Below are 24,958 nucleotides of genomic sequence, written 5' to 3'. Positions count from 1 at the left end.
AAGTGCCGGGCAGATTTCCAAACATCAACCGCCCGAAGACGGGCCATGGAGGATGAAATGCTGACCAAGACCCAAGCCGTTGATGGCGCCGCGATCAAGAAGGCGATCGAGGGCCGCGATGGAAAAATGCTGTCGAGCTTCTATGCCGACGACGCGGTGGTGCGGGTGATCGACCGCAACAACCCACCGAGCAAGCCGCGCGAAGTCCGCGGGCGCGCGGCGATCGCCACCTTCTGGGATGACATCTGCAGCCGGGCGATGACCCACAAGGTCGACACCACGATCGCTGACGGCAACAGCCTCGCCTTCACCCAGGCCTGCGCCTATCCGGATGGCACCAAGGTGTTCGCCGCAGCGATGCTGGAGCTGAAGAACGGGCGCATCGCACGGCAGACCGTCGTGCAGGCCTGGGACGAGTGAGGCGGCCATGTTCAGCGCCAGATGGCAGATCGACGCCAGGTTCGGGCACAAGCAGACCGTGCTCGAGCTGTTGAAGAAATGGGAACGCGAGATCGGCTCGCAGGTCGGTATCGCTGACCTCAAGTTCCAGATCATGACGGGATCGATCGGCGCCAGAGAGGCGACGGTCGAGTCGCACCATCAGGTCGAGAGCCTGGCCCAGTTGGAGGCGTTCTTCGCCAGGATCGGCAAGATCGACGCGCACGCCAAATGGGGCAAGGAGATGGAGCAATACGTCGTGTCAGGCACCAGCCTGTGGAACATCTATCGCATCGTGGAGTAGTGGTCTTCGCCCCCGTTTATGGGGAGAAGGGAATACGGTCTCCCGGCCCTTCGCAGGCTCAGGGCGTTCGAAGCTCGAAAAGCCAAGCAATTGGCTTTTCGTCCGCTGCGCGGACCGCTCCTCACCCATGCGCAACCATTACATGCCGCACGGCGGTGTAGTCCTCCAGCGCGTAGAGCGACATGTCCTTGCCGTAGCCGGACTGTTTCAGACCGCCATGCGGCATCTCGTTGGTCAGCATGAAATGGGTGTTGATCCAGGTGCAGCCATATTGCAGGCGGGCCGCCGTCGCCATGGCGCGCGAGACGTCCTTGGTCCACACCGATGACGCCAGGCCATAGTCGCTGTCATTAGCCCAGGTCACAGCCTCGTCGACTTCGGTGAAACGGGTGATCGAGACGACCGGCCCAAAGACTTCGCGGCGCACGATCTCGTCCTCCTGCAGCGCGCCGGCGATGACGGTCGGCTGGTAGTAGAAGCCGGTGCCCTCACCCGGCTTGCCGCCGGTGGTGATTTCGATGTGCTTCAGCTCCGAGGCGCGTTCGACGAAGCTCGAGACGCGGTCGCGTTGGCGGCGCGAGATCAGCGGGCCGATCTCGTTCTCGGTGTCGTCGGCCCGATTGTACTTGATGGTCGAAACCGCCGAGGACAGGTCGGCGACGAGCTTGTCGTAGATCTTCTTGCCGGCATAGATGCGGCAGGCGGCGGTGCAGTCCTGGCCGGCATTGTAGTAGCCGAAGGCGCGCAGGCCGTTGACCACCGCGCCGAGGTCAGCGTCGTCGAAGACGATGACCGGCGCCTTGCCGCCGAGTTCGAGATGCGTGCGCTTGACCGACTTGGCGGCAGCCTGCAGCACCTTCTTGCCGGTGGCGACGTCACCGGTGATCGAGATCATGTTGACCTTGGGATGGTTGATCAGCGTGTTGCCGACGCTGTCGCCGCGGCCGAGCACGACATTGACCACGCCTTCCGGCAGGATTTCGGCCAGAATTTTCGCCAGCTTCAGCGCCGTCAGCGGGGTCTGCTCCGACGGCTTGAAGACCACTGTGTTGCCGCCGGCAATCGCCGGCGCCAGCTTCCAGGCCATCATCATGAGCGGGTAGTTCCACGGCGCGATCGAAGCAACTATGCCAATGGCGTCGCGGCGAACCATCGAGGTGTGGCCGGGAATGTATTCACCAGCGACAACGCCGGGCATCGAGCGGACAGCGCCGGCAAAGAAGCGGTAGCAGTCGACGATGGCCGGGATCTCGTCATTGAGCACGGCATTGATCGGCTTGCCGCAATTGAGCGCCTCAAGCGTGGCGAACTCCTTCGCATCGGCCTCGATACGGTCGGCAATCTTCAAGAGATAGCCCGAACGCTGCGCCGGCGTGGTGCGTGACCACAAGACGAACGCCTTCTCGGCCGCCAGCACCGCTGCCTCGATCTGCGCCTGGCTGGCTTCGGGCAGGTTGAGGATGGTCGCCCCGGTCTTTGGATTGAGGACGGGCTCCTCGGTCTCGGTGCCGTTCTCGAATTTCGAGCCGATCAACATCTGGGTGTCCATCGAAATCTCTCCCCTTTGAACTGAGTTATTTGCCCGAACCGGCGATCTGGTCGCCGTCGCGGGTCAGGTAATAGGCAAACAGGATGGGCAACAGCGTCACCAGCATGACGACCATGGCCACGACATTGGTGACCGGGCGCTGCCGCGGGCGGATCAGTTCTTCCAGCATCCAGATCGGTAGAGTCTGCTGCTGGCCGGCGGTGAAGGTGGTGACGATGACTTCGTCGAACGAAAGCGCGAAGGCCAGCATGCCCCCGGCAAGCAGTGCCGTCGCGATGTTGGGCAGCACGACATGCCGGAAGGTCTGGAAGCCATCGGCGCCGAGATCCATCGAGGCCTCGATCATCGAGCCGGAGGTGCGGCGGAAGCGGGCGACGGCGTTGTTGTAGACGACAACGACGCAGAAGGTGGCGTGGCCGAGCACGATCGTCCAGAACGAGAACGGAATGTCGGCCAGCGCGAAGGCCGAGCGCAGCGCGATGCCGGTGATGATGCCGGGCAGCGCGATGGGCAGGATGACCAGCAGCGATATGGTTTCGCGGCCAAAGAATTTCGTCCGTGATACCGCCGCCGAGCACAGCGTGCCGAGGATGAGCGCGATTGCCGTCGAGATCGCTGCGACGCGGACCGACAGCGACAATGCCTGCCAGACATCGGGCCGGTTCCAGGTGACGGCGAACCACTGCGTGGTCAGGCCGGGGGGCGGCCAGACGAAACTCTTCTCCTCGGTGGTGAAGGCGTAGACGAAGATCAGCAGGATCGGCAGGTGCAGGAACAACAACCCGCAGCCGGCTGCGATCTTCAGGCCAAGAGGGGCGGATTGACCACGGTCAGAGCGCATCGAAGGCCCCTATGCGTTTGGCGCCCCAGAGGTAGAAGCCCATGATGATGATGGGCACGACGGTGAAGGCTGCGGCGAGCGGGATGTTGCCGGCGGTGCCTTGTTGCGAATAGACGGCCTGGCCGATGAACAGCCTTGAGGTGCCGATGATCTGCGGGATGATGTAGTCGCCCAATGTCAGTGAGAAGGTGAAGATCGAGCCGGCGACGATGCCTGGCAACGCCAGCGGAAACAGCACGTTGCGGAAGGTCTGCCCCGGAGAAGCACCAAGATCGGACGAGGCCTCGACCAGATTGCCGGGCACGCGCTCAAGGGCTGCCTGAACCGGCAGGATCATGAACGGCAGCCAGACATAGACGAAGACGATGAAGGTGCCGGTGAACGACACCGACAGCGAGTTGCCGCCGACGACCGGCAGCGACAGCCAGGCATCGAGCAACCCCAGCAAATGCAGCTTGGCGAGCAGCCAGGTCAAAATGCCTTCCTTGGCCAGGATCAGCTTCCACGCGTAGATCTTGACCAGGTAGCTCGACCACAGCGGCAGCATGATGCCGAGATAGAACAGCGCCTTCCAGCGGCCACGCGCATAGCGCGCCGCGTAATAGGCGATCGGGAAAGCGACGATCGCCGAGGCCAGCGTGACCAGTGCGGCCATCGTCACCGTGCGCAGGATGATGTCGAGATTGGCCGCCTGGAACAGGTCGCCATAGGTCTTCAGCGTAAACTGTCGGTTGATGAGGCCGGAGTACTCGTCGATGGAGAAAAAGCTCTGCGCCAAAAGGGCAAATAGCGAACCGATATAGACGATGCCGAGCCAGAGAACCGGCGGCAGCAGCATGAGCAGGAGCAGGAGTTGCGGCCGGCGCCAGAACAGGTCGGAGAGCGCGCCGCGCATGCCGCCGCTGCCGGGCAGGATGGCTGGCGCCGAGGCGCGCGGCATGGTGGCGTCGAGGCTCATGCCGGCTCGTCCATCAGATGCAGGTGCTCGCGGTTGAAGGTGAGCACGACCGCCTCGCCCTCCACGGGCAGCGCGGTGCCGGCCGGCACGATGGCATGCAGTTTCAAGCCATCGGCATCGAGCGCCAGTTTTGTCGTGGCGCCGAGATAGTTGGTCGAGACGAGGCGGGCGGCAACGCCTTCGCCGCTTGCGGCGCGGCCGACGCGAATGGATTCGGGGCGCAGGCTTGCCCAGCGATGCTGGCCGGAATAGCGCTGGACGAAGTCCGGCGGCAGCACGTTGGAGGAGCCGACGAAATCGGCGACGAAGCGGGTTTTCGGCCGCTGATAGATATCCTCCGGTGTGCCGATCTGCATGATCTTGCCGTCGTTGAAGACGGCGACGCGGTCGGCCATGGACAGCGCCTCGCCCTGGTCGTGGGTAACAAAGACGAAGGTGATGCCGAGCGCCTTCTGCAGCGATTTCAACTCTTCCTGCATGTTCTCGCGCAATTTGAGGTCGAGCGCGCCGAGCGGCTCGTCGAGCAACAGCACCTTGGGCTGGTTGACCAGAGCGCGGGCCAACGCGACGCGCTGGCGCTGGCCGCCGGAAAGCTGGCCGGGCCGGCGGGCGCCATAGCCGGGCAATCGCACCAGCGACAGCGCTTCCTCCGCCGCCTTGTGCCGTTCGGCCTTGCCGACGCCCTTGACCATCAGCCCGTAGGCGACGTTGTCCAGCACATTGAGATGCGGGAACAGCGCGTAATCCTGGAACACGGTGTTGACGTTGCGGCGATAGGGCGGCACGCCCTCGGCGCGTTCGCCGAAGATGGAGATCGAACCTGATGTAGGCTGCTCGAAGCCGGCGATGAGACGCAGGCATGTCGTCTTGCCGGACCCGGATGGCCCGAGCATGGCGAAGAACTCGCGCGGCGTAATGTCGAGATCGACAGCGTCGACAGCGCGAACGCTGCCGAAATGGCGCGAGACTTTCTGGAAGGAGACGGCGGAGGTCATGGGTTGTCCTGCAATGTGCCAGGCTCTTCAATTGAAGCGTCTGTGCTGCCCCTCATCCGCCTGCCGGCACCTTCTCCCCGTATAGTGACGGGGAGAAGCAAGCTGGTCGCGATGTTGGCGCTTATTCTGCAACGTTGTTGGTTGGCGAAGCCATTGATAACAGCGTCTTTCTCCCCGTCTCTATACGGGGAGAAATGTCCGGAAGGACAATGAGGGCAGCGCCAAGTTCTCAGTAAAGCGCAATTACCGCCCGCCGATGACGCCGATATAGTCCGACACCCAGCGGTAGTAGGGCACGCACTGGTCGTTCTGGGTGACGCACTTCGAGACTGGCGTCTTCCAGAACTTGATCTTGTCGAAATTGTCGTAGCCGTTGGTCTTGCAGCCTTCCTCGCCGAGCAATTCATTGCCCTTGCAGGCGGCGGGAACCACGGGGAGCGATCCGAACCAGGCCGAGACGTCGCCTTGCACCTTCGGGGACAGCGAGTGTTCAAGCCACTTGTAAGCGCAGTTGGGGTTGGCGGCATCAGCCTCCATCATGGTGGTGTCGGCCCAGCCGGTGACGCCTTCTTCCGGCACGGTCGAGGCAACCGGCTTCTTGGCGGCGACCAGCGTGTTGACCTGATAGGGCCACGAACCTGACGCGACGACGCCTTCATTCTGGAAATCATCAACCTGGATGGCGGCGTCATGCCAGTAGCGGCCGACCAGCGTGCGCTGGACGCGCAACAGGTCGAGTGCTGCCTTGTACTGGGCCTCGTTCAGTTCGTAGGGGTCCTTGATGCCGAGTTCCGGCTTGTGGAACATCAGGTAGTTGGCGGCGTCCGCTATATGGATCGGCCCGTCATAGGCCTGGACGCGGCCCTTGTTGGATTTTCCGTCCGGCAGGTTCATCTCCTCGAAGACGACGTTCCAGCTCTTGGGCGCTTCCTTGAACACCTCGGTGTTGTACATCAGGATATTTGGACCCCACTGGTAGGGGACGCCATAATGCACCTTGTCGACGGTGAACCAGGGCGCGTCCTTCAGTCGGTCGTCGACATTCTTCCAGCTCGGGATGAGATCGGTATTGATCGGCTGAACGCGCTTGCCGGCAACGAGGCGCAGCGAGGCGTCGCCTGAAGCCGTGACAAGGTCGAAGCCGCCCTCATTCATCAGCGAGACCATCTCGTCCGATGTGTTGGCGGTCTTGACGTTGACCTTGCAGCCGCTCTCCTTTTCGAAGGCAGTGACCCAGTCGTAGCCCTTGTCGGTCTCACCGCGCTCGATATAGCCCGGCCAGGCAACGATGTTGACCTGGCCTTCGCCCTTGCCGAGTTCCTTGACCTGAGCAATGGCCTGACCGGAGAAGGTCAGCGCGACCGTCAGCGCCGTGCATGACTTCAGGAATGAATTCATCATCGATCTCCCATTTTGGCGGATGATCCCGAAACCGCTCCGGTTTTCGCCAGATCACACGCGGACTGAAAAACTGTCAGTTCGTCCTGTGGACTTGATGCCGCTCTGCTGGCGGCTTTGGTTCCTGGAAGCGAAGGTGCTTGGAAAATTCCGGTTTCGCAAATTCATTTATCAGAAAGGCGATATCGGTTTTTCCGATAGATCAGCACTGCTCGGTCAGGGGCGTTGACGGACCGTCCGCTGCGACTGGGCAAGGCCGACGAAATCACGCGCCGCCTGCGGCAGGCCGGAGCCGCGTCGCCACACCATACCGACTTGCACCACGGGCAAGGAGCCCGAAATATCCCGCGATTCGATGCGGTCGCCTTCCAGCGACCACGGCCGGTAGACAAGGTCGGGCAAAAGCGCCACGCCGGCACCAGTGGCCACTAGACTGCGCACAGCCTCGACCGAGCGGGTGCGGAAGGCGACATGCGGCTTGGCGCCGATCGCCGCCAGCAGTTTTCCCGTGTTCTCCTCGATCTCGTCGACGGTGAGCATGATCAGCGGTTCGCCGGCGATGTCGCCAATGCCGATGATATCGGCGCCGGCAAGCGAATGGCCAAGCGGCAGCCACAGGCGGTAGGCCGAGACCTCGAGGATTTCCGATTGCAGTGCTGTACGGTCGCGCAAATTGGAGGTGACCATGACGGCAATATCGAGCTTGCCGCCGATCAGGAGATGTTCAAGGTAGTCGCCATTGTCCTCGATGGCCGAGACCTCGACGCCCGGATAGGCGCGGCGGTAGCGGGCAAGCAGATCCGACAGCACATAGCCGGCGACCAGCGAGGTGACGCCAAGCTGCAGCCGCCCACCTGCCACAGCCTGCTCGCCGGAAAAAGAGCGGCGCGCGTCGGAAACGTCGGCGAGGATCTTGGTCGCGTGGCGCAGGAACTGATGGCCCTTGTGGGTGATGTTGAGGCCACGCGGATGGCGCTCGAACAGTTCGACGCCGAGATCGCTTTCGAGCTCCTTGATCGCCTCGGTGACCGACGATTGCGAAATGGAGAGGTTTTGCGCCGCGCCCAACACCGTGCCTTGCTCGGCGACGGCGATGAAGAACTGCAACTGGCGGATGGTAAAGGCCATGGCCGGACTAAACACCGGCGACCGAGCGAAGGAAAGCCGACGACGGAGCTTATCCCACGACGGCCAACATCCCCGCCCGTTTAGCCGAGCACCAGCTTGATGCGCCGCCGGCATGCAGGGCCATAGCGCAATGCCAGCATGAAGGCCGTCTCCAGCGCCACGACGATGACGATGATGCGCAAGCCTATCGTGAAAGTGTCCTGACCGCTGCCACGCAGGAGATATCCGGTCAGCAGAAACACCGCATTCCAGATGGTGGCGCCGAGCAGCGTCGCGATCGCGAAGGGCAGAGCTGGCAGGCAAAGCGCGCCGGCCGCAATCGGCAGGTAATTGCGCACGGTCGGGATGAACTGCGCCAGCAGGGACACCCGGACATGATTGCGGCGATAGGCCTGACCAAGCTTGCGGTAGGTTGCGGGGCGCAGGAAGACATATCTGCCGACACGTTCGATCAGCCGGTCGGCACGGTCAAATCCGATCCGGCGGCCAACCCCATACCAGGCAAGGCAGCCGGAGAAGGAGGCAAGCGTTGTCACCGCCAGCAGGATCGCCAGTGGCGCGCTATCAGGCGCCGCCGTCATGCCGAGGAACAGCAGCAAGACATGCGACGGCGGGACCGGCAGGATCTTTTCGGTGAAGGCGAGGCAGAAGACGCCGAACAGACCGAAGCCGAGAACGGCCGCCAGCGGGCCCGTCATGCGAAGCGCCAATCGTAGGACCTGACCGTCTTGATCCTGGCGATGCGATAGACAGTCGCCGGCGGGAAGTTGCGGAAGGTATGACCGACCCGCGTGGCCTCGAGATCGAGCCGGTCGAGCAGCGACTGGTCGAACGGGCAGCGCCTGCCAAGCGTGAATTGATAGAGCGCCCCACCCGGGCGCAGGTTTGCGAAGACGCCTTCAAGAATGGCAAGCGTCTTGCGCGGCGAAATCAGGCGGAAGGGCAGCCCGCTGACGGCGGCACCAACCACCGGCCCGGGGAATAGCGACAGATGGCGCAGACCGGCGGCATCCATTTCGAAAATCCGGGCGGCAGGGAAGCGACGCATGAGCAGCGCTGCAAAATCCGGATCAGAATCGATCAGCGTCAAATCCTCCTCCCTCACCCCGCGTGACAGCAGTGCCCGTGTGAATGGGCCGGTTCCAGGACCGAGCTCCAGTACGGGACCTGTCCCGGGGCCGATGTCGCGCGTCATCAAAGCCGCAAGACTGGAGCTGGACGGCGTGACGGAGCCAATTCTGAACGGCGCCACGGTCCACGCGACGAGAAAAGACAGGGCATCATTTGCAGGCATAACAACCTCAATCCCGCACACTGCATGCCAACCGGTTCGGGGTGGCCAGTTGATTTCGTTTCAGCGCCGGGCCCGAACCTGTTGCTTATTCGGGCCCGACGCCTTGATGCCGGCAAGGGCGGTTCGTGCCGACCGGCGCTGTTTGCCGTGACTGGATTGCATAAACATTGCGCGATATGGCGGATGAAAAGAAAGACCTTGTCGGCCCCGGGCCGTTCAGCTTTGCCATGTTTGCGCAATGTTGGCGCGGTAGCGCCTGAAGAAATGTCGTTACCCGGGGATAGTGGATGCGCATCTTGCTGGTCGAAGACGAACCCGAAATGGTCTCGGCGTTGCGTGCAGCGCTGAAACGCCATGACATGGTGGTTGACCACGCCGGCACATTGCTGGAGGCGGAGGGTTTCATTGCTGTCGACAGCTATGACGCCATCCTGCTCGACCGTCAGTTGCCGGATGGCGACGGGCTATCGCTGGTGCCGAGATTGCGCTCGACGAAGAACACCACGCCCGTGCTGGTGCTGACGGCGAAGGGCGACACGGCCGACAAGGTCGACGGGCTGGACATGGGCGCGGACGATTATCTGGCCAAGCCCTTCGCCTTCGAGGAACTGCTGGCCCGCTTGCGTGCACTGCTGCGGCGCCCAGCACCGCTGCAGTCGCAATTCATCCGCGCCGGCCATCTGGTGCTCGATGTCGGACACCGCGAGGCGTCGATCCGTGCCGAGCCGCTCAGCCTGCCAAGGCGCGAACTGCTGGTGCTGGAGGCACTGATGCGGCGCACCGGCCGCATGGTGCAGCGCGAGGCGCTGATGGAGGCCGTCTTCGGCCTCGACGACGAGATCCAGTCCAACGCGCTCGACACCCATGTCTCGCGCCTGCGCCGCAAGCTCGCCGATGCCGGTGTGACGATCAACGGCATTCGCGGCGTCGGCTATCTCCTGCGCGAGACAACATGACCCTCAAACGTCCGCGCTCTCTCAAATGGAGCCTGGTGCTGCGCATTGCCTTGCTGCAGTGCGCGATGCTGACGCTGATCATCGTCGGCATTCTCGGCGCCATGCTGGCCACCGGCCTCATTCCGCACGACTATGAGGACGGCACGATGGACGTGCTGGCGGATGCGGTGGCGCGCGACGCAGGCGGCGAGCTTACCTTGCGCGAGACCCCCGATCTGACGAAGCTGCGCGCCGGGGTCCCGGACCTCTGGTTCATCATCCGCGACAAGCAGGGGCAGTGGCTAAGGGAAGGCACGGTGCCGACCATCTTCCAGCCCTTCGCCGGGTTGCTGGACACCATCAGCGACGCGCGTATCGACAAATCCATCGGCGAGAGCGCGCCACCGGATGCGAAGATCCGCTGGACCGACACGGCGGCCGGCAATGTCCAGATCTTCACCGGCACCAAGGGCGGACTTTCGCTGCTGCGCCTGCTCGGGCAGGCACCGCAATTCTTTCTGCAAGGCATATTGCCGCTCGCCGGGCTGATGGCACTGGCGACGCTGTTTGCGGCGCCCTGGGTGGTGCGCGGGGCGCTGTCGGGCCTTGGCCATGCCGCCGCCGAGGCCGAGCGCATCGACATCGACCAGCGCGGCGTACAGCTGCCGCTCAAGGATGTGCCGAAGGAAGTGACGCCGCTGGTCAAAGCGGTGAACGCTGCCCTGGCGCGCCTCGACAAAGGCTATGAGCGTCACAAGCGGTTCCTGACCGATGCCGCCCATGAACTGCGAACACCGGTCGCCATCCTCAACACGCGCCTGGCCTCGCTGCCGGCAACACCGGAGCGGGCACGGCTGCTGCAGGACGCAGCACGGCTTTCGACGCTGACCGACCAACTGCTCGATCTACAGCGCCTCGACCGGCAGACATCGCCTTTCGAAAAGGTCGACCTCGTGGCGATCGCGCGCGGCGTCATCGTCGACCTCGCACCGATGGCATTCTCGGCCGGATACGAGATGTCGTTCGAGCCTGAGAGAGAGACGGTTTTTGCAACTGGCGACCGCACCGCGATCGAACGTGCCGTGACCAACATCGTCCAGAACGCCATCGAGCATGGCGGCCGCAATGGCAAGATCACAGTCAGCGTCACAGCGCCCGCCGTCATCGAGGTGCGGGACGAAGGCGACGGCGTGCCGCCGACCGAGCGGGAACGCATTTTCGAGCCCTTCTACAGGCTGCGCCCACAGGATCACGGCGCCGGGCTCGGCCTCAACCTCGTGCAGGAAATCATGCAACTGCATGGCGGGCGGATCGAGATCCTCGACGGTAAGCCAAGCGGCGCCTGCTTCCGGATGAGTTTTCGCCCCTTGCCGGCATAGGCCTGTCGGTGCACAACATCGCCTTCGCCGTAACGGCCGGGATCTTCGCGGACGTGTGCGTCCACCAATGACCGGTGTTCGGCTAAAATCCGGCTTCGCCGCCGGCAATGCTGACCCGCGCTCCTGCCTGCGCCAAAGCCGCGGCTATGTCGCGTGGCGGCGGTTGGTCTGTGGCGAGTTCGGAAAAACCGCCGAAGCCGCAGACCTGGACCAGGCCCTGGCGGCCGAACTTGGTGTGATCGGTGATGACGAGAGAACGCTGGCCGCGCGACAGCACCATGCGGGCGAACTCGGCCTCTTCCAGATCATAGTCCATGACACCCGCCAGCGCATCAACGGCGCCGGTGGAGATGATGGCATGGCTAACCGAAAAGCGGCTGACGAAGTCGATGGCCGAAGCCCCGAACGCAGCGCCTGAATCGCTGCGCAATTCGCCGCCGGCCATATAGACCTTGTTGCCGTTGATGGTGGCCAGCGTGCGGGCGATGTCGGATGAATTGGTGACAACCGTCAGGCGCCGGTGACCGAGCAGTTCCCGCGCCAGGAACGAGGTCGTGGTGCCGGTGTCGAGCATGACCGATTCACCGTCGCGGATGGTGGCGGCGACCATGCGGGCAATGACGCGCTTGGCATCGGCATTCTCGCGCATGCGTCGTTCGAACGGCGCTTCGCCGATCATCGACGGCAGGCCGATGGCGCCATGCATCTTCAGCACCGAGCCATCGCTGGTAAGCGGCTTGACGTCGCGGCGCACGGTTTCGAGCGAAACACCCAGCCGGTCGGCCAGACTGGCGATGGTGACGGTTCCCTCTTCCTGCAGCAGCCGCAGGATTTCGCCGTGGCGTTTGGAATGGACCATTTGGTTTCCCCGGCTGGGCCTTTTTGACCGATTTTAAGGTAATCCAAATGCTTTTAAAGGGATTGTCCCTTGGTTTCGGGCAAAACACCCAAAAAAAGTCACATCCTGTTGTTGACAGAAGGGCAACCCTGGCGTGAAATCCAGATACCAACAGGGTTCGGAACTGCAAACGGGAGGGCGATGGCAGAGCCGCAACTTACTGCCCAGGCAGCCTTGAACGTGCCTGGCACAAGGAATCTAGAGATCCGCGGGGGCGGATGCCGGGATCCAAAACCTGGCCATGGGGCTCGTCGGTGCGGTGCGGGATACCGATCCTGGCATCCCGCACCGACGAGATCATTTGCGTTTCTCCTCGCCGTCGTCGCGCTGTCCATGGCGCCGTGTCGAAATCCAGCAAACCAGGCCAGCAAACCAGGGATGATTCTGTGACTGCCGAAGATCGCATCCGTGCCCTGCCCTGCTGGACCGGCGCCATCGAGATCGCCCCGCTGCCCGGTGGCCTCAGCAACGCCAATTATGTGGTCGCCGACTCTGCCGGCAAACATGTCGTGCGCTTCGGCCAGGACTATCCATTCCATCATGTCTTCCGCGAGCGCGAGGTGATGACCGCGCGGGCCGCCCATGCCGCCGGTTTCGCCCCGGCGGTCCATTACGCCGAGCAGGGCATCCTGGTGACGGCGTTTCTTGGCGCCAAGACCTACCTGGCCGAGGACGTGCGTACCAATCTCGGCCGCGTCGCCGCCCTGATGCGCGGTTTCCACCGGGATATGCCTAACCATATCTCCGGCGCCGGCTTCATGTTCTGGGTGTTCCACGTCATCCGCGACTACGCGCGCACGCTTGACGAAGGCGGCAGCCGCAAGCGCAACGACCTGCCGCGCTTCCTGGCGCTGGCCGATGAGCTGGAGCGGGCACAGAAATTGCTGCCGATCGTCTTTGGTCACAACGATCTTTTGCCGGCTAATATTCTTGACGACGGCAGCCGACTGTGGCTGATCGACTTCGAATATGCCGGCTTCAACACGGCGATGTTCGACCTTGCCGGCGTCGCCTCGAACGCCGGCATGAGCGACGCGGAATCCTTCGCCTTCCTGACCGCCTATTTCATGAAGGAACCGGACGAGGCGATCCGCCGCTCGCATGCCGCCATGCAATGCGCCTCGCTGTTGCGCGAGACAATGTGGAGCATGGTGTCCGAACTCTATCTCGATGCGCCCGGCATCGATTACATCGCCTACACCGAGGAAACCCTGGTGCGGCTCGACGCGGCGCTGGAAAACTACCGGACAAAATACGGGATCCTGAAATCATGACCTTGCCCAGCCAGGCCGCAATCGTCGTCATCGGCGGCGGCATCATCGGCTGTTCGACGGCCTATCATCTGGCGCGCGACCACAAGGCCAACGTGGTGCTGCTCGAACAGGGCAAGCTGACCTCGGGTTCGACCTGGCATGCCGCCGGGCTGGTCGGGCAATTGCGCTCGTCAGCCTCGATCACCCGCGTGCTCAAATACTCAGTCGACCTCTACAAGGGGCTGGAGGCCGAGACCGGCCTTGCCACCGGATGGAAGATGACCGGTTGCCTGCGGCTTGCCACCAATGCCGACCGCTGGACCGAGTACAAAAGGCTGGCGACGACGGCGAGAAGCTTCGGCATGGACATGCATCTTTTGTCTCCGGCCGAGATCAAGGCGATGTGGCCGCTGATGGAAACCAGCGATCTCGTCGGTGCCTCCTGGCTGCCGACTGACGGCCAGGCGAGCCCTTCCGACATCACGCAGTCGCTGGCCAAGGGCGCGCGCATGCATGGCGCGAAACTCTACGAGGATGTCCGCGTCACCGGCTTCGAGATGAAGAACGGCCGCATCACGGCCGTGAAGACCAATCAAGGCGATATCGCTTGTGACAAGGTGGTGAACTGCGCCGGACAATGGGCGCGGCAGGTCGGCGTCATGGCCGGCATCAACGTGCCGCTGCAGCCGGTCAAGCACCAGTACATCATCACCGAGAAGATCGCCGGACTGGCGACCGATGCGCCGACACTGCGCGACCCTGACCGGCGCACCTATTTCAAGGAGGAAGTCGGCGGACTGGTGATGGGTGGCTATGAGCCGAACCCGCAGGCCTGGACGACCGATCTGCCCGGCGGCGACGTGCCCAACGACTGGGAATTCAGGCTGTTCGACGACGACTACGACCATTTCGAGCAGCATATGAGCCAGGCGATCGCACGCGTGCCGGCGCTGGAAACCGTTGGCGTCAAGCAGATGATCAACGGGCCGGAAAGCTTTACGCCGGACGGCAATTTCATCCTCGGCACGGCGCCTGAATGCGCCAACATGTTCGTCGGCGCCGGCTTCAACGCCTTTGGTATCGCCTCGGGCGGCGGCGCCGGCTGGGTGCTGGCGCAGTGGGTGGTCGACGGCGAGGCGCCGCTCGACCTGTGGGTGGTCGACATCAGGCGCTTTTCCAGCCTGCACCGCGACCGGCAATGGGTGCGCGAACGCACGCTGGAGGCCTATGGCAAGCATTACACGATCGGTTTCCCGCACGAGGAATATGCCAGCGGCCGACCGCGCATCGTCTCGCCGCTTTACGACAGGCTGAAGCGGCAACACGCCGTGTTCGGCTCCAAGCTTGGCTGGGAACGGCCGAACTGGTTCGCGCCAGCAGGCGTCGAGCCACAGGACATCTATTCCATGGGTCGGCAGAACTGGTTCGCGGCGGTCGGCGACGAGCACCGGCATGTGCGCGAGAAGGTCGGCATCTTCGACCAGTCCTCCTTCGCCAAATACGAGCTGAGCGGGCCCGACGCGGCCAAGGCGCTGGACTGGATCTGCGCCAACGACGTCAGCAAGCCGGTCGGCCGGCTGACCTACACCCAGCTTCTCAACACACGCGGCGGCATCGAAGCCGACCTGACCGTGGCGCGGTTGGCCGAAGAAAAGTTCTACATCGTCACCGGGACCGGTTTCCGCACGCATGATGCCTCGTGGATCAGCGACCATATCGGCGAGGGTCACGATGCCAAGCTGATCGATGTCACCGAGGACTTCGGCACGCTGTCGCTGATGGGGCCGCGCGCCCGCGATGTGCTTTCTGATGTGACCGATGCGGATGTGTCGAACGCGGCCTTCCCGTTCGGCCATGTGCGTGAAATTGCCATTGCCGGCCACACAATTCGGGCTTTGCGCGTCACCTATGTCGGTGAACTCGGCTGGGAGTTGCATGTGCCGATCGCGGCGACAGGCGAAGTCTTCGACGCGCTGATGGCGGCGGGCAAAAAGCACGGCATCCGACCGGTCGGCTACCGGGCTCTGGAATCGCTGCGGCTGGAAAAGGGCTACCGCGCCTGGGGTTCCGACATCACGCCCAACGACACGTCGCAGGAGGCCGGCCTCGGCTGGGCGGTCAAACTGCGCAAGAACACCGATTTCGTCGGACGACGCGCGCTTGAGGCTATCGGCGGCTCGCCCTTGAAGAAACGCTTTGCCGGCTTCACGGTCGACAATCCCGAAATCGTACTGCTCGGTCGAGAGACCATCCTGCGCAATGGCGAGCCGGTCGGCTATCTGACCAGCGGCGGGTACGGCTACACGATCGGCAGCAACATCGGCTACGGCTATGTGCGCAACGCCGATGGCGTCAGCGACGATTTTCTCGCCTCGGGCAGCTATGAACTGGTCGTCGCAATGGAGCGGACGCCGGCCAGAATCCATCTCGAGCCAATGTACGATCCCGCCGCCGAGAAAGTGAAAGCCTAATATATCCGCAGGGCGAGGCCGCGGCTGGGCACGGTGTCGGCCTCGCCAGGCATGGAGACGTAAGGACGGGTTTCTTCGACCCGGGTGATGACGCCTTGCGCTTCGAGTTCGGCAATACGCGTGGCAAAACCGGCTTCCCACAGCGTGTTCTTGACCGTCAGCACGATGACCCCGCCCGGCCGGCAGATGCGGATCAGCTCGTCCAGCCCCTCGGCGCCGACATGGCCTGAGGTGAAGACGCCAGCCGAGATGATCCCGGCATAGGCATCGTCGGCAAACGGCAGTCTGCCGCCGAGCGCGAGGCAATGCAGCGCGGAATAGACGCCCTTGCGGGCCGCCTGGTCCAGCATGCCTTGCGAGATGTCCAGCGCCTCGACTTCGGGATAGCCGGTAATATCAAGCCATTCACCGATCAGCCCGGTGCCGGCGCCGGCATCGAGCAACGGTGCCGCGCCACGCGGCAAATGGCGTGCCAGCAGGGCAAGGCAGATCGTCGGGTGACGATAGCCGGCGGCCGACATGTCGGCGTCATAGGTTTGCGACCAGCGGTCATAGAGTGCCGCCACCTCTTCCGGCCGTTTGGCCGAGTAGGCCTCGCCAAGCGCGCCGTGATGTCTGCTGTCCGCCACGTGTCCACCAAATCCGTTGTCTTGCCGGGATGATAGCCAAACGGCGAAAATTGTGGAACCGTTGCGGTGAGAAATAACAGCGTGGGGCGCGGGCATGGTGACAGACGAGGCGCGGGCAAGACTTGCCGCCATTCCCATGCTGGCCGGCTATACCGGGCCGCTGGAGAGGCTCGGCGGTCTCACCAACCTCGTCTTCAGGGCCGGTGATTTCTGCCTGCGCATTCCAGGCAAGGGCACCGAGGAGTACATCAACCGCGACAACGAAGCGGTGGCCGCGCGCGAGGCGGCGAAAGCCGGCGTCAGCCCGGAAGTGCTGCATGCCGATGCCGGCACCGGCGTGATGGTGACGCGCTTCATCGCGGGCGCCGAGACGATGTCGCCGGAAAAATTCAAGGCGCGGCCGGGCAGCCCCGCCCGCGCCGGCGAAGCCTTCCGCAAGCTGCACAATTCCGGTGCGGTGTTCCCCTTCCGCTTCGAACTGTTTTCGATGATCGACGACTATCTCAAGGTGCTGTCGACCAAGGACGTCACCTTGCCCGCCGGCTATCACGATGTGATGCGCGAAGCCGGCAGCGTGCGCTCGGCGCTGGCCGCCCATCCGCTCCCGCTTGTTGCCTGCCATTGCGACCCGCTGTGCGAGAACTTTCTCGATACGGGCGCGCGGATGTGGGTCGTCGACTGGGAATATTCTGGAATGAACGACCCGCTCTGGGATCTCGGCGATCTCAGCGTCGAGGGGAAATTCGATGCGGCTCAGGACGAGGAGCTGATGCGCGCCTATTTCGGCGGCGAGGCGAGGCCGGCCGAGCGCGGCCGAGTCGTCATCTACAAGGCAATGTGCGACCTGTTGTGGACGCTATGGGGACTGATCCAGCTTGCCAACAACAACCCGGTCGACGATTTCCGTGCCTATGCCGATGGCCGCTTCGCACGCTGCAAGGCGCTGATGGAGACACCGGAGTTTTCCCGGCATCTGGCGGCCATACGCAAGGGTTAGGCATCAGAAACCTGAGCCCTAGTTTACACCCTTTGGCACGTTTTCGGGCGGCACCGTGGTCTCGACCACTTTCTGGCGGTGGAAAATGAACAGGCCGGCCAGAACGACGATGCCGGAGCCGATCAGGATGCGCGGACCTGGAACGTCGCCGAAGAACACCAGTCCGAACACGACCGCCCACAAGAGCAGCGTGTAGTGCAGCGGCGCCAGCGTCGAGGCCGGCGCCAGCTTGAGCGCCCTGGTGATCATCAGATGCGCGCCGCAGGAGACGATGCCGAGCAGCAGCATGGCACCGAAATCGAGTGCCGAGGGCGTGCGCCACGCGCCGATGGTCAGCACGCCGCCGACCAGCAGCGTGCCGATGGTCTGCCATGTCACCAGATTGGTGTCGCTGGTGCCGCGCAGCCGCCGATTGAGGATGATGGCAAAGGCGAATGCAATGCTGCCGACCAGCGCGAAGCTCGACGACAGCGAGAATGCCGCGGACGATGGCTTCAGCATGATCAGCACGCCGCAGAAGCCGAGCAGGATCGCCAGCCAGCGGCGCCAGCCGACCTTTTCGCCCAGCAGGAAATGCGACAGCGCCGCGACATAGATCGGCCCGGCCATGTAGAAGCTCATCACATCGGCAAGCGGCAGATAGACGACGGCGGCGTAGAACAAAGCGGTGTCCAGCGTCGTTGCCACCACGCGCAGTATCTGCAGCCCGGGCCGCTCCATCTGGAACAGTCTGCCGGCGCCCTGGTTGGCGATCATCGGGCCGAGCACGATAAAGGCGCCAATCGAGCGGATCAGCACGACCTGGCCGACGGAGAAGCTGGCGACCAGCCACTTGCCCATGGCGTCGTTCAACGCAAACAGGAAATCGCCGGCCAGCATCAGCAGAATGCCGGCCAGAAGCACGTTCCTGATTGTGGAATTCTGCGCTACGGGCTGCGTCATGCCGATCCCGATTCCTCCCTCGCTTAGGCCGCGTCGTAGACGCTAGCGGTCGCTTTGACGAGGAAAAATCAGGCAAAGGGTAAGACCAGCGCCGGGAATCGGCTGTATCTAGCTGGATATGTGCCTGCGGTTCACCTGCCCCGGCCTGCCCGGCATGGAAAGCCTGGTATCCTGCCTTGTCCGTTCCGCCACCACCTTGCCCCTGGCAATGACAAAGATACGCTCGGCGCGCAGCCGCAGGGCCTCGATCGGATTGCCGGCGTCGAGAACGACAAGGCTGGCGCGCTTGCCGACGGCCAGGCCCAGATGATCGAGCCTCATGATGGCGGCGTTGACGTTGGTGACCATGTCGAAGCAGCGCGCCATGTCGGTCGGGCTCGACATCTGGGCGACGTGCAGGCCCATGAAGGCGACGTCGAGCATGTCGGCGGTGCCCAGCGAGTACCAGGGATCGAGCACGCAATCCTGACCCCAGCCGACGCGGATGCCCAGCGCCTGCATCTCCTTGACCCGGGTCAGGCCACGGCGTTTCGGGAAGGTGTCGTGACGGCCTTGCAGCATGATGTTGATCAGCGGGTTGGGGATGGCCGAAACGCCGGCCTCGGCAATCAGCGGCAGCAGTTTCGAGACGTAGTAATTGTCCATCGAATGCATCGAGGTGAGGTGCGAGCCGGCGACCTTGCCCTGCAGGCCGAGGCGCTGCGTTTCATAGGCAAGCTGTTCGATATGGCGCGACAACGGATCGTCGGTCTCGTCGCAATGCAGGTCGACCATCAGGCCGCGTTTGGCCGCTATCTCGCAGAGTTCGGTCACCGAGCGGGCGCCGTCAGCCATGGTGCGCTCGAAATGCGGAATGCCGCCGACGATGTCGACGCCCATGTTGAGCGCCCGAATGGTGTTCTGGCGCGCCGTCGGCGAGCGATAGAAGCCGTCCTGCGGAAAAGCCACCAGCTGCAGGTCGATATAAGGGGCGATCGTCTTCTTGACGTCGAGCAGGGCCTCGACCGCCAGCAGCCTGTCGTCGCAGACGTCGACATGGGTGCGGATGGCGAGCAGGCCCATCGACACCGCCCAGTCGCAATAGGCGAGTGCGCGGTCGCGCACTGCCTCATGCGTCAAAAGCGGCTTCAGCTCGCCCCACAGCGAAATGCCTTCGAGCAGCGTGCCCGAGGCGTTGATGCGCGGAATGCCGTAGGACAGCGTTGCATCCATGTGGAAATGCGGATCGACGAAGGGCGGCGAGACCAGATTGCCGCGCGCGTCGACCTCGGTTTGTGCCGAACCCGGCAGTGTCGGTTCGATCGCCGCGATCGTCTCACCGCTGATGCCGATGTCGGCAATCCTGCCATCCGGCAGTGTGCCGCCACGAACGATAAGGTCGAAATCCATCTGTCGTCATCCTATTTCCAGAATCACCCAGCCATGGTGGCGCAAAAGACAGCTTGCCGCAGCCGTTTCTTTCGGCGGTCGCGAAAGGTTCCCTCTGGCGGTAACACGCTCTATAAGCCGCCTTTCGTCCACGCAGCGATCGGCTTCGGACTCAAGGCCATGTCGCAAACCATGGAAGCCCCGTGTGAACTTGAACTTGACGTTCCTGAAACGCGACGAACGCTCGATGGAGAACCAGCGCCTTATCGTGCGGCTGGTCAAAGAGTCCTTCGGGCAGCATAAGTTCGGATATGGCGCCGCCATTGTGTCGATGCTGGTGGTGGCCGGCACGACGGCTGCCAGCGCCTGGATCCTGCGCGAAATCACCAATGAATTCGTGATCGACAAGCGGATCGACCGCGTCAACATGATTGCCCTGGCGGTCGCCGGGATTTTCATCCTCAAGGGCATCGCCAATTTCGTGCAGGCCTATTTCATGAGCCGGGTCGGCAACGCCATCATTGCCGACCGTCAGCGCAAAATCTACGACCGCATCCTGGCGCAAGGCATCGAATTCTACCATTTGACCTCGTCGTCCGACCTGATCACCCGCATGACCAACAATGCCCAGGCGGCACGCAACGTGCTCGACCTGATCGTCACCTCCTATGTGCGCGACCTGGTGACCCTGGCTGCCCTGATCGGGGTTATGGTCTGGCAGCAGCCGGCGCTGTCGCTGATCTGCTTCGTCGTCGGCCCGCTGGCAATCTATGGTGTCAATCGCATCCTGAAGCGTGTGCGCAAATTCGCAGCGATGGAGTTCCGCTCGGTCGGCCAGATCGTGCAGGTGATGCAGGAAACCGCAATCGGCGTGCGCGTGGTCAAATCCTTCAACCTCGAAGGCTTGATGCGCAAGCGCATGTACAAGGCGGTGCAGGACGTCGAGGATCGGGCCAACAACATCGCCGCACTGGAAGCGGTCACCAGCCCGGTGATGGAGACGCTGGCCGGGCTGGCGATCGCCGGCGCCGTCATGGTCAGCGGCATGCTGGTTCTGCAGGGCGGCCAGATGCCCGGCAACATCATGGCCTTCATCGCGGCGCTACTGCTCGCCTATGAACCGGCAAAGCGCCTCGCGCGCGTCCGTATCTCATTGGAAAGCGGCATTGTCGGCGTGCGCATGATGTTCCAGTTGGCCGACGCGCCGCTGACGCTGGCCGAGAAGCCCGATGCAAAGCCGCTCCGGGCCGGGCCCGGCGAAATCCGGTTCGACGCCGTCAGCTTCGCCTACCAGGATGGTCCGCCGGTGTTCGAAGGGTTCGACCTCACCCTTGCGCCCGGCAAGATGACTGCACTGGTCGGACCGTCAGGCGGTGGCAAGTCGACGATCCTGAACCTGATCATGCGCATGTACGACCCGAAGAGCGGCAAGGTGTTGCTCGACGGCCAGGACATTTCCCATGCGACACTCGCTTCGCTCAGGGAAAAGATCGCCTATGTCAGCCAGGACACGTTCCTGTTTGCCGGCACCATCATGCACAACATCCGGCTCGGGCGAGAGGGCGCGGCCGACAAGGAGGTGATCGCCGCCGCCAAGGCCGCCAACGCGCACGATTTCATCATCGCGCAAGCAAAGGGCTACGAGACGGATGTCGGCGAGAATGGCGGCCTGCTGTCCGGCGGCCAACGCCAACGCATCTCGATCGCACGCGCCATGCTTCGCGATGCCGAAATCCTGTTGCTGGACGAGGCGACCAGCGCGCTCGACGCCGAATCCGAAGCGCTGTTCCGCGACGCGCTGCAGCAACTGACCGAAGGACGCACGACGATCGTCATCGCGCACCGCCTGTCGACCGTGCACCAGGCCGATACGATCGTGGTGCTGGAAGGCGGCAAGGTGGTGGAGAGCGGAGCCCATCGTGCGCTGCTCAGGCAGGGCGGGCTTTACCAGAAGCTTTATGAATATCAGTTGATGCCGTGAGGGTGTGCCGGACGTAGGGGCCAAGCCCCCTCATCCGGCCCTTCGGGCCACCTTCTCCCCGAGGGGAGAAGAGGTCGTCAACGCCGGCGCCAGTCTCTTCTCCCCAGCGGGGAGAAGGTGGCCGCGAAGCGGCCGGATGAGGGGCTGGCGCAAACGTTACTCCGGCACGTGCCGCACCGCGCCCTTGTCGGCGCTGGTGGCGAAGGCGGCGTAGGCGCGCAGTGCCGTTGTCACCTTGCGCTTGCGCTTTTCCTCGGGCTTCCAGGCCAGGGCGCCTTTGGCTTCCATTGCCGCGCGGCGCGCTTCAAGCTCGGCGTCGCTGACGGCCAAGCGGATGGTGCGGTTCGGGATATCGATCTCGATCGTGTCACCTTCCCTTACCAGCCCGATTACACCGCCTTCGGCGGCTTCCGGCGAGGCATGGCCGATCGACAGGCCCGACGTGCCACCGGAGAAGCGGCCGTCGGTGACCAGCGCGCAGGCTTTGCCCAGGCCCTTCGACTTCAGGTAGCTGGTCGGATAGAGCATTTCCTGCATGCCGGGACCGCCGCGCGGTCCTTCATAGCGAATGACGACGACATCGCCGGCCTTGATCTCGTTGGAGAGGATCGCCTTGACCGAGGCATCCTGGCTTTCGAACACCCGCGCCGGCCCGGTGAACTTCAGGATCGACTCATCGACGCCAGCTGTCTTCACGATGCAGCCGTCGATCGCCAGATTGCCTTTCAGCACGGCAAGGCCGCCGTCCTTCGAAAATGGCGTCTCGGCCGAACGGATGACACCTTTCTCACGATCGAGATCAAGATCGTCCCAGCGGCGGTCCTGGCTGAAGGCGACCTGCGTCGGCACACCGCCCGGTGCTGCCAGGAAGAAATCGCGGACATTCTGGCTTGTCGTGCGCGAAATGTCCCAATGATCAAGGGCTTCGCTCAGGCTTGCGGTGTGCACCGTCGGCAGATCGCGGTTGAGCAGCCCGGCATTGTCGAGCTGGCCGAGGATGGCCATGATGCCGCCGGCGCGATGAACGTCTTCCATATGAACGTCTGATTTGGCCGGCGCGACCTTGCAAAGCACCGGAACCCGCCGCGACAGCCGATCGATATCCTCCATGGTGAAGTCGACCTCGCCCTCGTGTGCCGCGGCCAGTATATGCAGCACGGTGTTGGTCGAACCGCCCATGGCGATGTCGAGCGTCATGGCGTTTTCGAAGGCACCCTTCGAGGCGATGTTGCGCGGCAGTGCTGTCTCGTCATCCTGCTCGTAGTAGCGTTGGGCAAGATCGACGATGAGATGGCCGGCCTCGACGAACAGCCGCTTGCGGTCGGCGTGCGTGGCCAGCGTCGAGCCATTGCCCGGCAACGAGAGGCCCAGCGCCTCGGTCAAACAATTCATCGAATTGGCGGTGAACATGCCCGAACAGGAGCCGCAGGTCGGACAGGCCGAGCGTTCGATGATCTTGACGTCCTCGTCGGAGATCTTGTCGTCGGCAGCCGCAACCATGGCGTCGACCAGGTCGAGCGCCTGGGTCTTGCCGGCCAGCACCACCTTGCCGGCCTCCATCGGCCCGCCCGAGACGAAGACGGTCGGGATGTTGAGGCGCAGCGACGCCATCAGCATGCCGGGCGTGATCTTGTCGCAATTGGAGATGCAGACCATGGCATCGGCGCAATGGGCGTTGACCATGTATTCGACGGAATCGGCGATCAACTCGCGCGACGGCAGCGAATAGAGCATGCCGTCATGGCCCATGGCGATGCCGTCATCGACGGCGATGGTGTTGAATTCTTTCGCCACGCCGCCGGCCTTCTCGATCTCGCGCGCGACCAGCTGGCCAAGATCCTTCAAATGGACATGGCCCGGCACGAACTGGGTGAAGGAATTGACCACGGCGATGATCGGCTTGCCGAAATCCGAGTCCTTCATACCGGTGGCGCGCCAGAGGCCGCGGGCGCCGGCCATGTTGCGGCCATGGGTGGTGGTGCGGGAGCGATAGGCGGGCATGAACTTTCCTTAGCTGGCTGGCTGCTCGATACGGAGCGTGGCGGCGCTGAATTTGGATCGCAGGGTTTATAGACCGCCAAGTATGGTCTGGCCAGATTTTTGCAATGCGCCAGGAAGTCCACCGCAGCGGTTGACGGGCAGCGCATCCCATTATATAGCCAATCGGGTATATACCTTATTGGCTATGGACGTCTCATGAACCACCTTGATGCCACCTTCGCCGCGCTTGCCGATCCGACGCGGCGCGCCATCCTTGCACGTCTGATCGAGGGCGAGGCGTCGGTGATGGAACTGGCCGAGCCTTTCGCCATGAGCCAGCCGTCGATCTCCAAACACCTCAAAGTACTTGAAAACGCCGGGCTGATCTCGCGTGGCCGCGATGCGCAGCGGCGGCCTTGCCGGCTGGAAGCCAGACCACTCGGCGAAGCCAATGACTGGCTCGAACGCTATCGCAAGGTCTGGGAGGGCAATTTTCAGCGCCTCGACGCCTTGCTGGGTGCCATGCAGGCCAAGAAGGCCAGCGGCGACGCGGAGCAATAACCGAAGCCCGGCGCATCGAACCCCCACGACAAAAATCCACAGCCGTGTCGGATTGCCAACAGGCCGAACGTCCTTGGACAAACAACAGGAGGACCATCGTGAGCACCACAACATTGCCCGGGTCGACCGTCGCCACATTGACCGTCACCACGCCCAGCGACCGCGAAGTGCAAATCATCCGGGTGTTCGATGCGCCGCGCCCGATGGTGTTCGACTGCTGGACGATACCGGAGCTGTTGAAGGGCTGGCTGCATGGTCCCGACGGCTGGCGGCTGACGGTTTGCGAAATCGACCTCAGGGTCGGCGGTGCGACGCGCTATGTCTGGCAGCACAGGGATGGCCAGACCATGGGCATGAGCGGCGCCTATCGCGAGATCATGCGCCCAAGCCGGCTCGTTGCGACGGAACTCTTCGATGAGGACTGGACCGGCGGCGAGACGATCGGGACCGTGATCTTCACCGACCAGAGCGGAAAAACACTGCTGACGCAGACAGTGCTCTACGCCTCGCAGGCGGCCCGCGATGGTGCGCTTGGCACCGGCATGACGAGCGGCATGGCCGAAAGCTACGCCCAGCTCGATGCCCATCTTGCTTCCCTGCGGGACGCCGCCAAGGGCGCGGCCTGACCTTTTTTCATCCCAACAGAGACATGAGGAGAA

At 63.2% G+C, this 24,958-nt stretch carries 23 protein-coding genes; 10 read left to right on the top strand and 13 right to left on the bottom strand.

Translation table 11 applies throughout. The features are described 5' to 3' along the window. Positions 1-57: 57 nt before the first annotated feature. Entirely contained in the window at positions 58-420 is a 363-nt protein-coding gene (locus A3A9_RS0122980; RefSeq protein WP_027060881.1) for a nuclear transport factor 2 family protein, read from the top strand. 7 nt (positions 421-427) lie between these two features. After that, on the top strand, positions 428-742 hold the full coding sequence (locus A3A9_RS0122975) for a hypothetical protein (RefSeq protein ID WP_027060880.1): 315 nt from the start codon (positions 428-430) through the stop codon (positions 740-742). A gap of 121 nt (positions 743-863) precedes the next feature. On the opposite strand, the gene A3A9_RS0122970 is transcribed toward A3A9_RS0122975, so the two are convergent. From A3A9_RS0122970 to A3A9_RS0122930, 8 genes are all read right to left on the bottom strand, one after another. Beyond that, a complete protein-coding gene (locus tag A3A9_RS0122970) occupies positions 864-2,291 on the bottom strand; it encodes a gamma-aminobutyraldehyde dehydrogenase (RefSeq protein ID WP_027060879.1) in 1,428 nt (475 codons plus the stop codon). A gap of 25 nt (positions 2,292-2,316) precedes the next feature. Further along, positions 2,317-3,132 (bottom strand): ABC transporter permease, encoded by an 816-nt coding sequence (locus tag A3A9_RS0122965; RefSeq protein ID WP_027060878.1) that lies wholly within the window; start codon positions 3,130-3,132, stop codon positions 2,317-2,319. After that, positions 3,122-4,090: an ABC transporter permease gene (locus A3A9_RS0122960; protein WP_027060877.1), complete on the bottom strand. Its 969-nt coding sequence runs from the start codon at positions 4,088-4,090 to the stop codon at positions 3,122-3,124. Before A3A9_RS0122960 ends, A3A9_RS0122965 begins: the two co-directional genes overlap by 11 nt. Further along, complete coding sequence (locus A3A9_RS0122955) at positions 4,087-5,085, bottom strand: ABC transporter ATP-binding protein (RefSeq protein WP_027060876.1); 999 nt, start codon at positions 5,083-5,085, stop codon at positions 4,087-4,089. Before A3A9_RS0122955 ends, A3A9_RS0122960 begins: the two co-directional genes overlap by 4 nt. A gap of 243 nt (positions 5,086-5,328) precedes the next feature. After that, complete coding sequence (locus A3A9_RS0122950) at positions 5,329-6,483, bottom strand: ABC transporter substrate-binding protein (protein WP_027060875.1); 1,155 nt, start codon at positions 6,481-6,483, stop codon at positions 5,329-5,331. 216 nt (positions 6,484-6,699) lie between these two features. Beyond that, the gene (locus A3A9_RS0122940) at positions 6,700-7,611 is read right to left on the bottom strand and encodes a LysR substrate-binding domain-containing protein (RefSeq protein ID WP_027060874.1); all 912 of its coding nucleotides are present in this window, start codon (positions 7,609-7,611) and stop codon (positions 6,700-6,702) included. 80 nt (positions 7,612-7,691) lie between these two features. Further along, on the bottom strand, positions 7,692-8,309 hold the full coding sequence (locus tag A3A9_RS0122935) for a DedA family protein (RefSeq protein ID WP_027060873.1): 618 nt from the start codon (positions 8,307-8,309) through the stop codon (positions 7,692-7,694). Beyond that, a complete protein-coding gene (locus A3A9_RS0122930) occupies positions 8,306-8,806 on the bottom strand; it encodes a class I SAM-dependent methyltransferase (RefSeq protein ID WP_245279107.1) in 501 nt (166 codons plus the stop codon). Before A3A9_RS0122930 ends, A3A9_RS0122935 begins: the two co-directional genes overlap by 4 nt. Before the next feature lie 386 nt (positions 8,807-9,192). On the opposite strand from A3A9_RS0122930, the gene A3A9_RS0122925 reads away from it, so the two are divergent. Continuing rightward, complete coding sequence (locus A3A9_RS0122925) at positions 9,193-9,861, top strand: response regulator transcription factor (protein ID WP_027060871.1); 669 nt, start codon at positions 9,193-9,195, stop codon at positions 9,859-9,861. Continuing rightward, positions 9,858-11,219 carry a sensor histidine kinase gene (locus A3A9_RS0122920; RefSeq protein WP_027060870.1) on the top strand — a complete coding sequence of 454 codons (1,362 nt, stop codon included), beginning with the start codon at positions 9,858-9,860 and terminating at the stop codon, positions 11,217-11,219. Before A3A9_RS0122925 ends, A3A9_RS0122920 begins: the two co-directional genes overlap by 4 nt. Before the next feature lie 82 nt (positions 11,220-11,301). Here the strand turns inward: A3A9_RS0122920 and A3A9_RS0122915 are convergent, their stop codons facing one another. Then, a complete protein-coding gene (locus A3A9_RS0122915; RefSeq protein WP_027060869.1) occupies positions 11,302-12,078 on the bottom strand; it encodes a DeoR/GlpR family DNA-binding transcription regulator in 777 nt (258 codons plus the stop codon). Between the two features lie 425 nt (positions 12,079-12,503). Between A3A9_RS0122915 and A3A9_RS0122910 the strand changes: the two genes are divergently transcribed. Together A3A9_RS0122910 and A3A9_RS0122905 are read left to right on the top strand one after the other, a co-directional pair. Then, complete coding sequence (locus tag A3A9_RS0122910; protein ID WP_027060868.1) at positions 12,504-13,391, top strand: phosphotransferase family protein; 888 nt, start codon at positions 12,504-12,506, stop codon at positions 13,389-13,391. Further along, the gene (locus tag A3A9_RS0122905) at positions 13,388-15,841 is read left to right on the top strand and encodes a GcvT family protein (protein WP_027060867.1); all 2,454 of its coding nucleotides are present in this window, start codon (positions 13,388-13,390) and stop codon (positions 15,839-15,841) included. The genes A3A9_RS0122910 and A3A9_RS0122905 overlap by 4 nt, the downstream gene beginning before the upstream one ends. On the opposite strand, the gene A3A9_RS0122900 is transcribed toward A3A9_RS0122905, so the two are convergent. After that, positions 15,838-16,470 (bottom strand): class I SAM-dependent DNA methyltransferase, encoded by a 633-nt coding sequence (locus A3A9_RS0122900; RefSeq protein WP_027060866.1) that lies wholly within the window; start codon positions 16,468-16,470, stop codon positions 15,838-15,840. The two genes, A3A9_RS0122905 and A3A9_RS0122900, sit on opposite strands and share 4 nt — an antisense overlap. 94 nt (positions 16,471-16,564) lie before the next feature. On the opposite strand from A3A9_RS0122900, the gene A3A9_RS0122895 reads away from it, so the two are divergent. Next, positions 16,565-17,467: a phosphotransferase family protein gene (locus A3A9_RS0122895; RefSeq protein ID WP_027060865.1), complete on the top strand. Its 903-nt coding sequence runs from the start codon at positions 16,565-16,567 to the stop codon at positions 17,465-17,467. Between the two features lie 18 nt (positions 17,468-17,485). Here the strand turns inward: A3A9_RS0122895 and A3A9_RS0122890 are convergent, their stop codons facing one another. Together A3A9_RS0122890 and A3A9_RS0122885 are read right to left on the bottom strand one after the other, a co-directional pair. Then, a complete protein-coding gene (locus tag A3A9_RS0122890) occupies positions 17,486-18,409 on the bottom strand; it encodes a DMT family transporter (RefSeq protein ID WP_027060864.1) in 924 nt (307 codons plus the stop codon). 108 nt (positions 18,410-18,517) lie between these two features. Further along, a complete protein-coding gene (locus A3A9_RS0122885; protein WP_027060863.1) occupies positions 18,518-19,798 on the bottom strand; it encodes an amidohydrolase family protein in 1,281 nt (426 codons plus the stop codon). A gap of 205 nt (positions 19,799-20,003) precedes the next feature. On the opposite strand from A3A9_RS0122885, the gene A3A9_RS0122880 reads away from it, so the two are divergent. Continuing rightward, a complete protein-coding gene (locus A3A9_RS0122880; RefSeq protein ID WP_027060862.1) occupies positions 20,004-21,758 on the top strand; it encodes an ABC transporter ATP-binding protein in 1,755 nt (584 codons plus the stop codon). Positions 21,759-21,914: 156 nt separating this feature from the next. On the opposite strand, the gene ilvD is transcribed toward A3A9_RS0122880, so the two are convergent. Then, entirely contained in the window at positions 21,915-23,759 is a 1,845-nt protein-coding gene (gene ilvD, locus A3A9_RS0122875; protein ID WP_027060861.1) for a dihydroxy-acid dehydratase, read from the bottom strand. A 195-nt stretch (positions 23,760-23,954) separates the two neighbouring features. Here ilvD and A3A9_RS0122870 point away from each other — a divergent pair, with 195 nt between their 5' ends. Next, positions 23,955-24,299 (top strand): ArsR/SmtB family transcription factor, encoded by a 345-nt coding sequence (locus tag A3A9_RS0122870; protein ID WP_027060860.1) that lies wholly within the window; start codon positions 23,955-23,957, stop codon positions 24,297-24,299. A 98-nt stretch (positions 24,300-24,397) separates the two neighbouring features. Then, entirely contained in the window at positions 24,398-24,925 is a 528-nt protein-coding gene (locus tag A3A9_RS0122865; protein WP_245279102.1) for an SRPBCC family protein, read from the top strand. Positions 24,926-24,958: the final 33 nt, after the last annotated feature.

This window comes from Mesorhizobium loti CJ3sym (genome assembly GCF_000472785.1).
Classification (GTDB): domain Bacteria; phylum Pseudomonadota; class Alphaproteobacteria; order Rhizobiales; family Rhizobiaceae; genus Mesorhizobium; species Mesorhizobium loti_E.
Note: the sequence above shows the minus strand (reverse complement) of the source record. Positions and strands in the feature narration are given on the sequence as shown.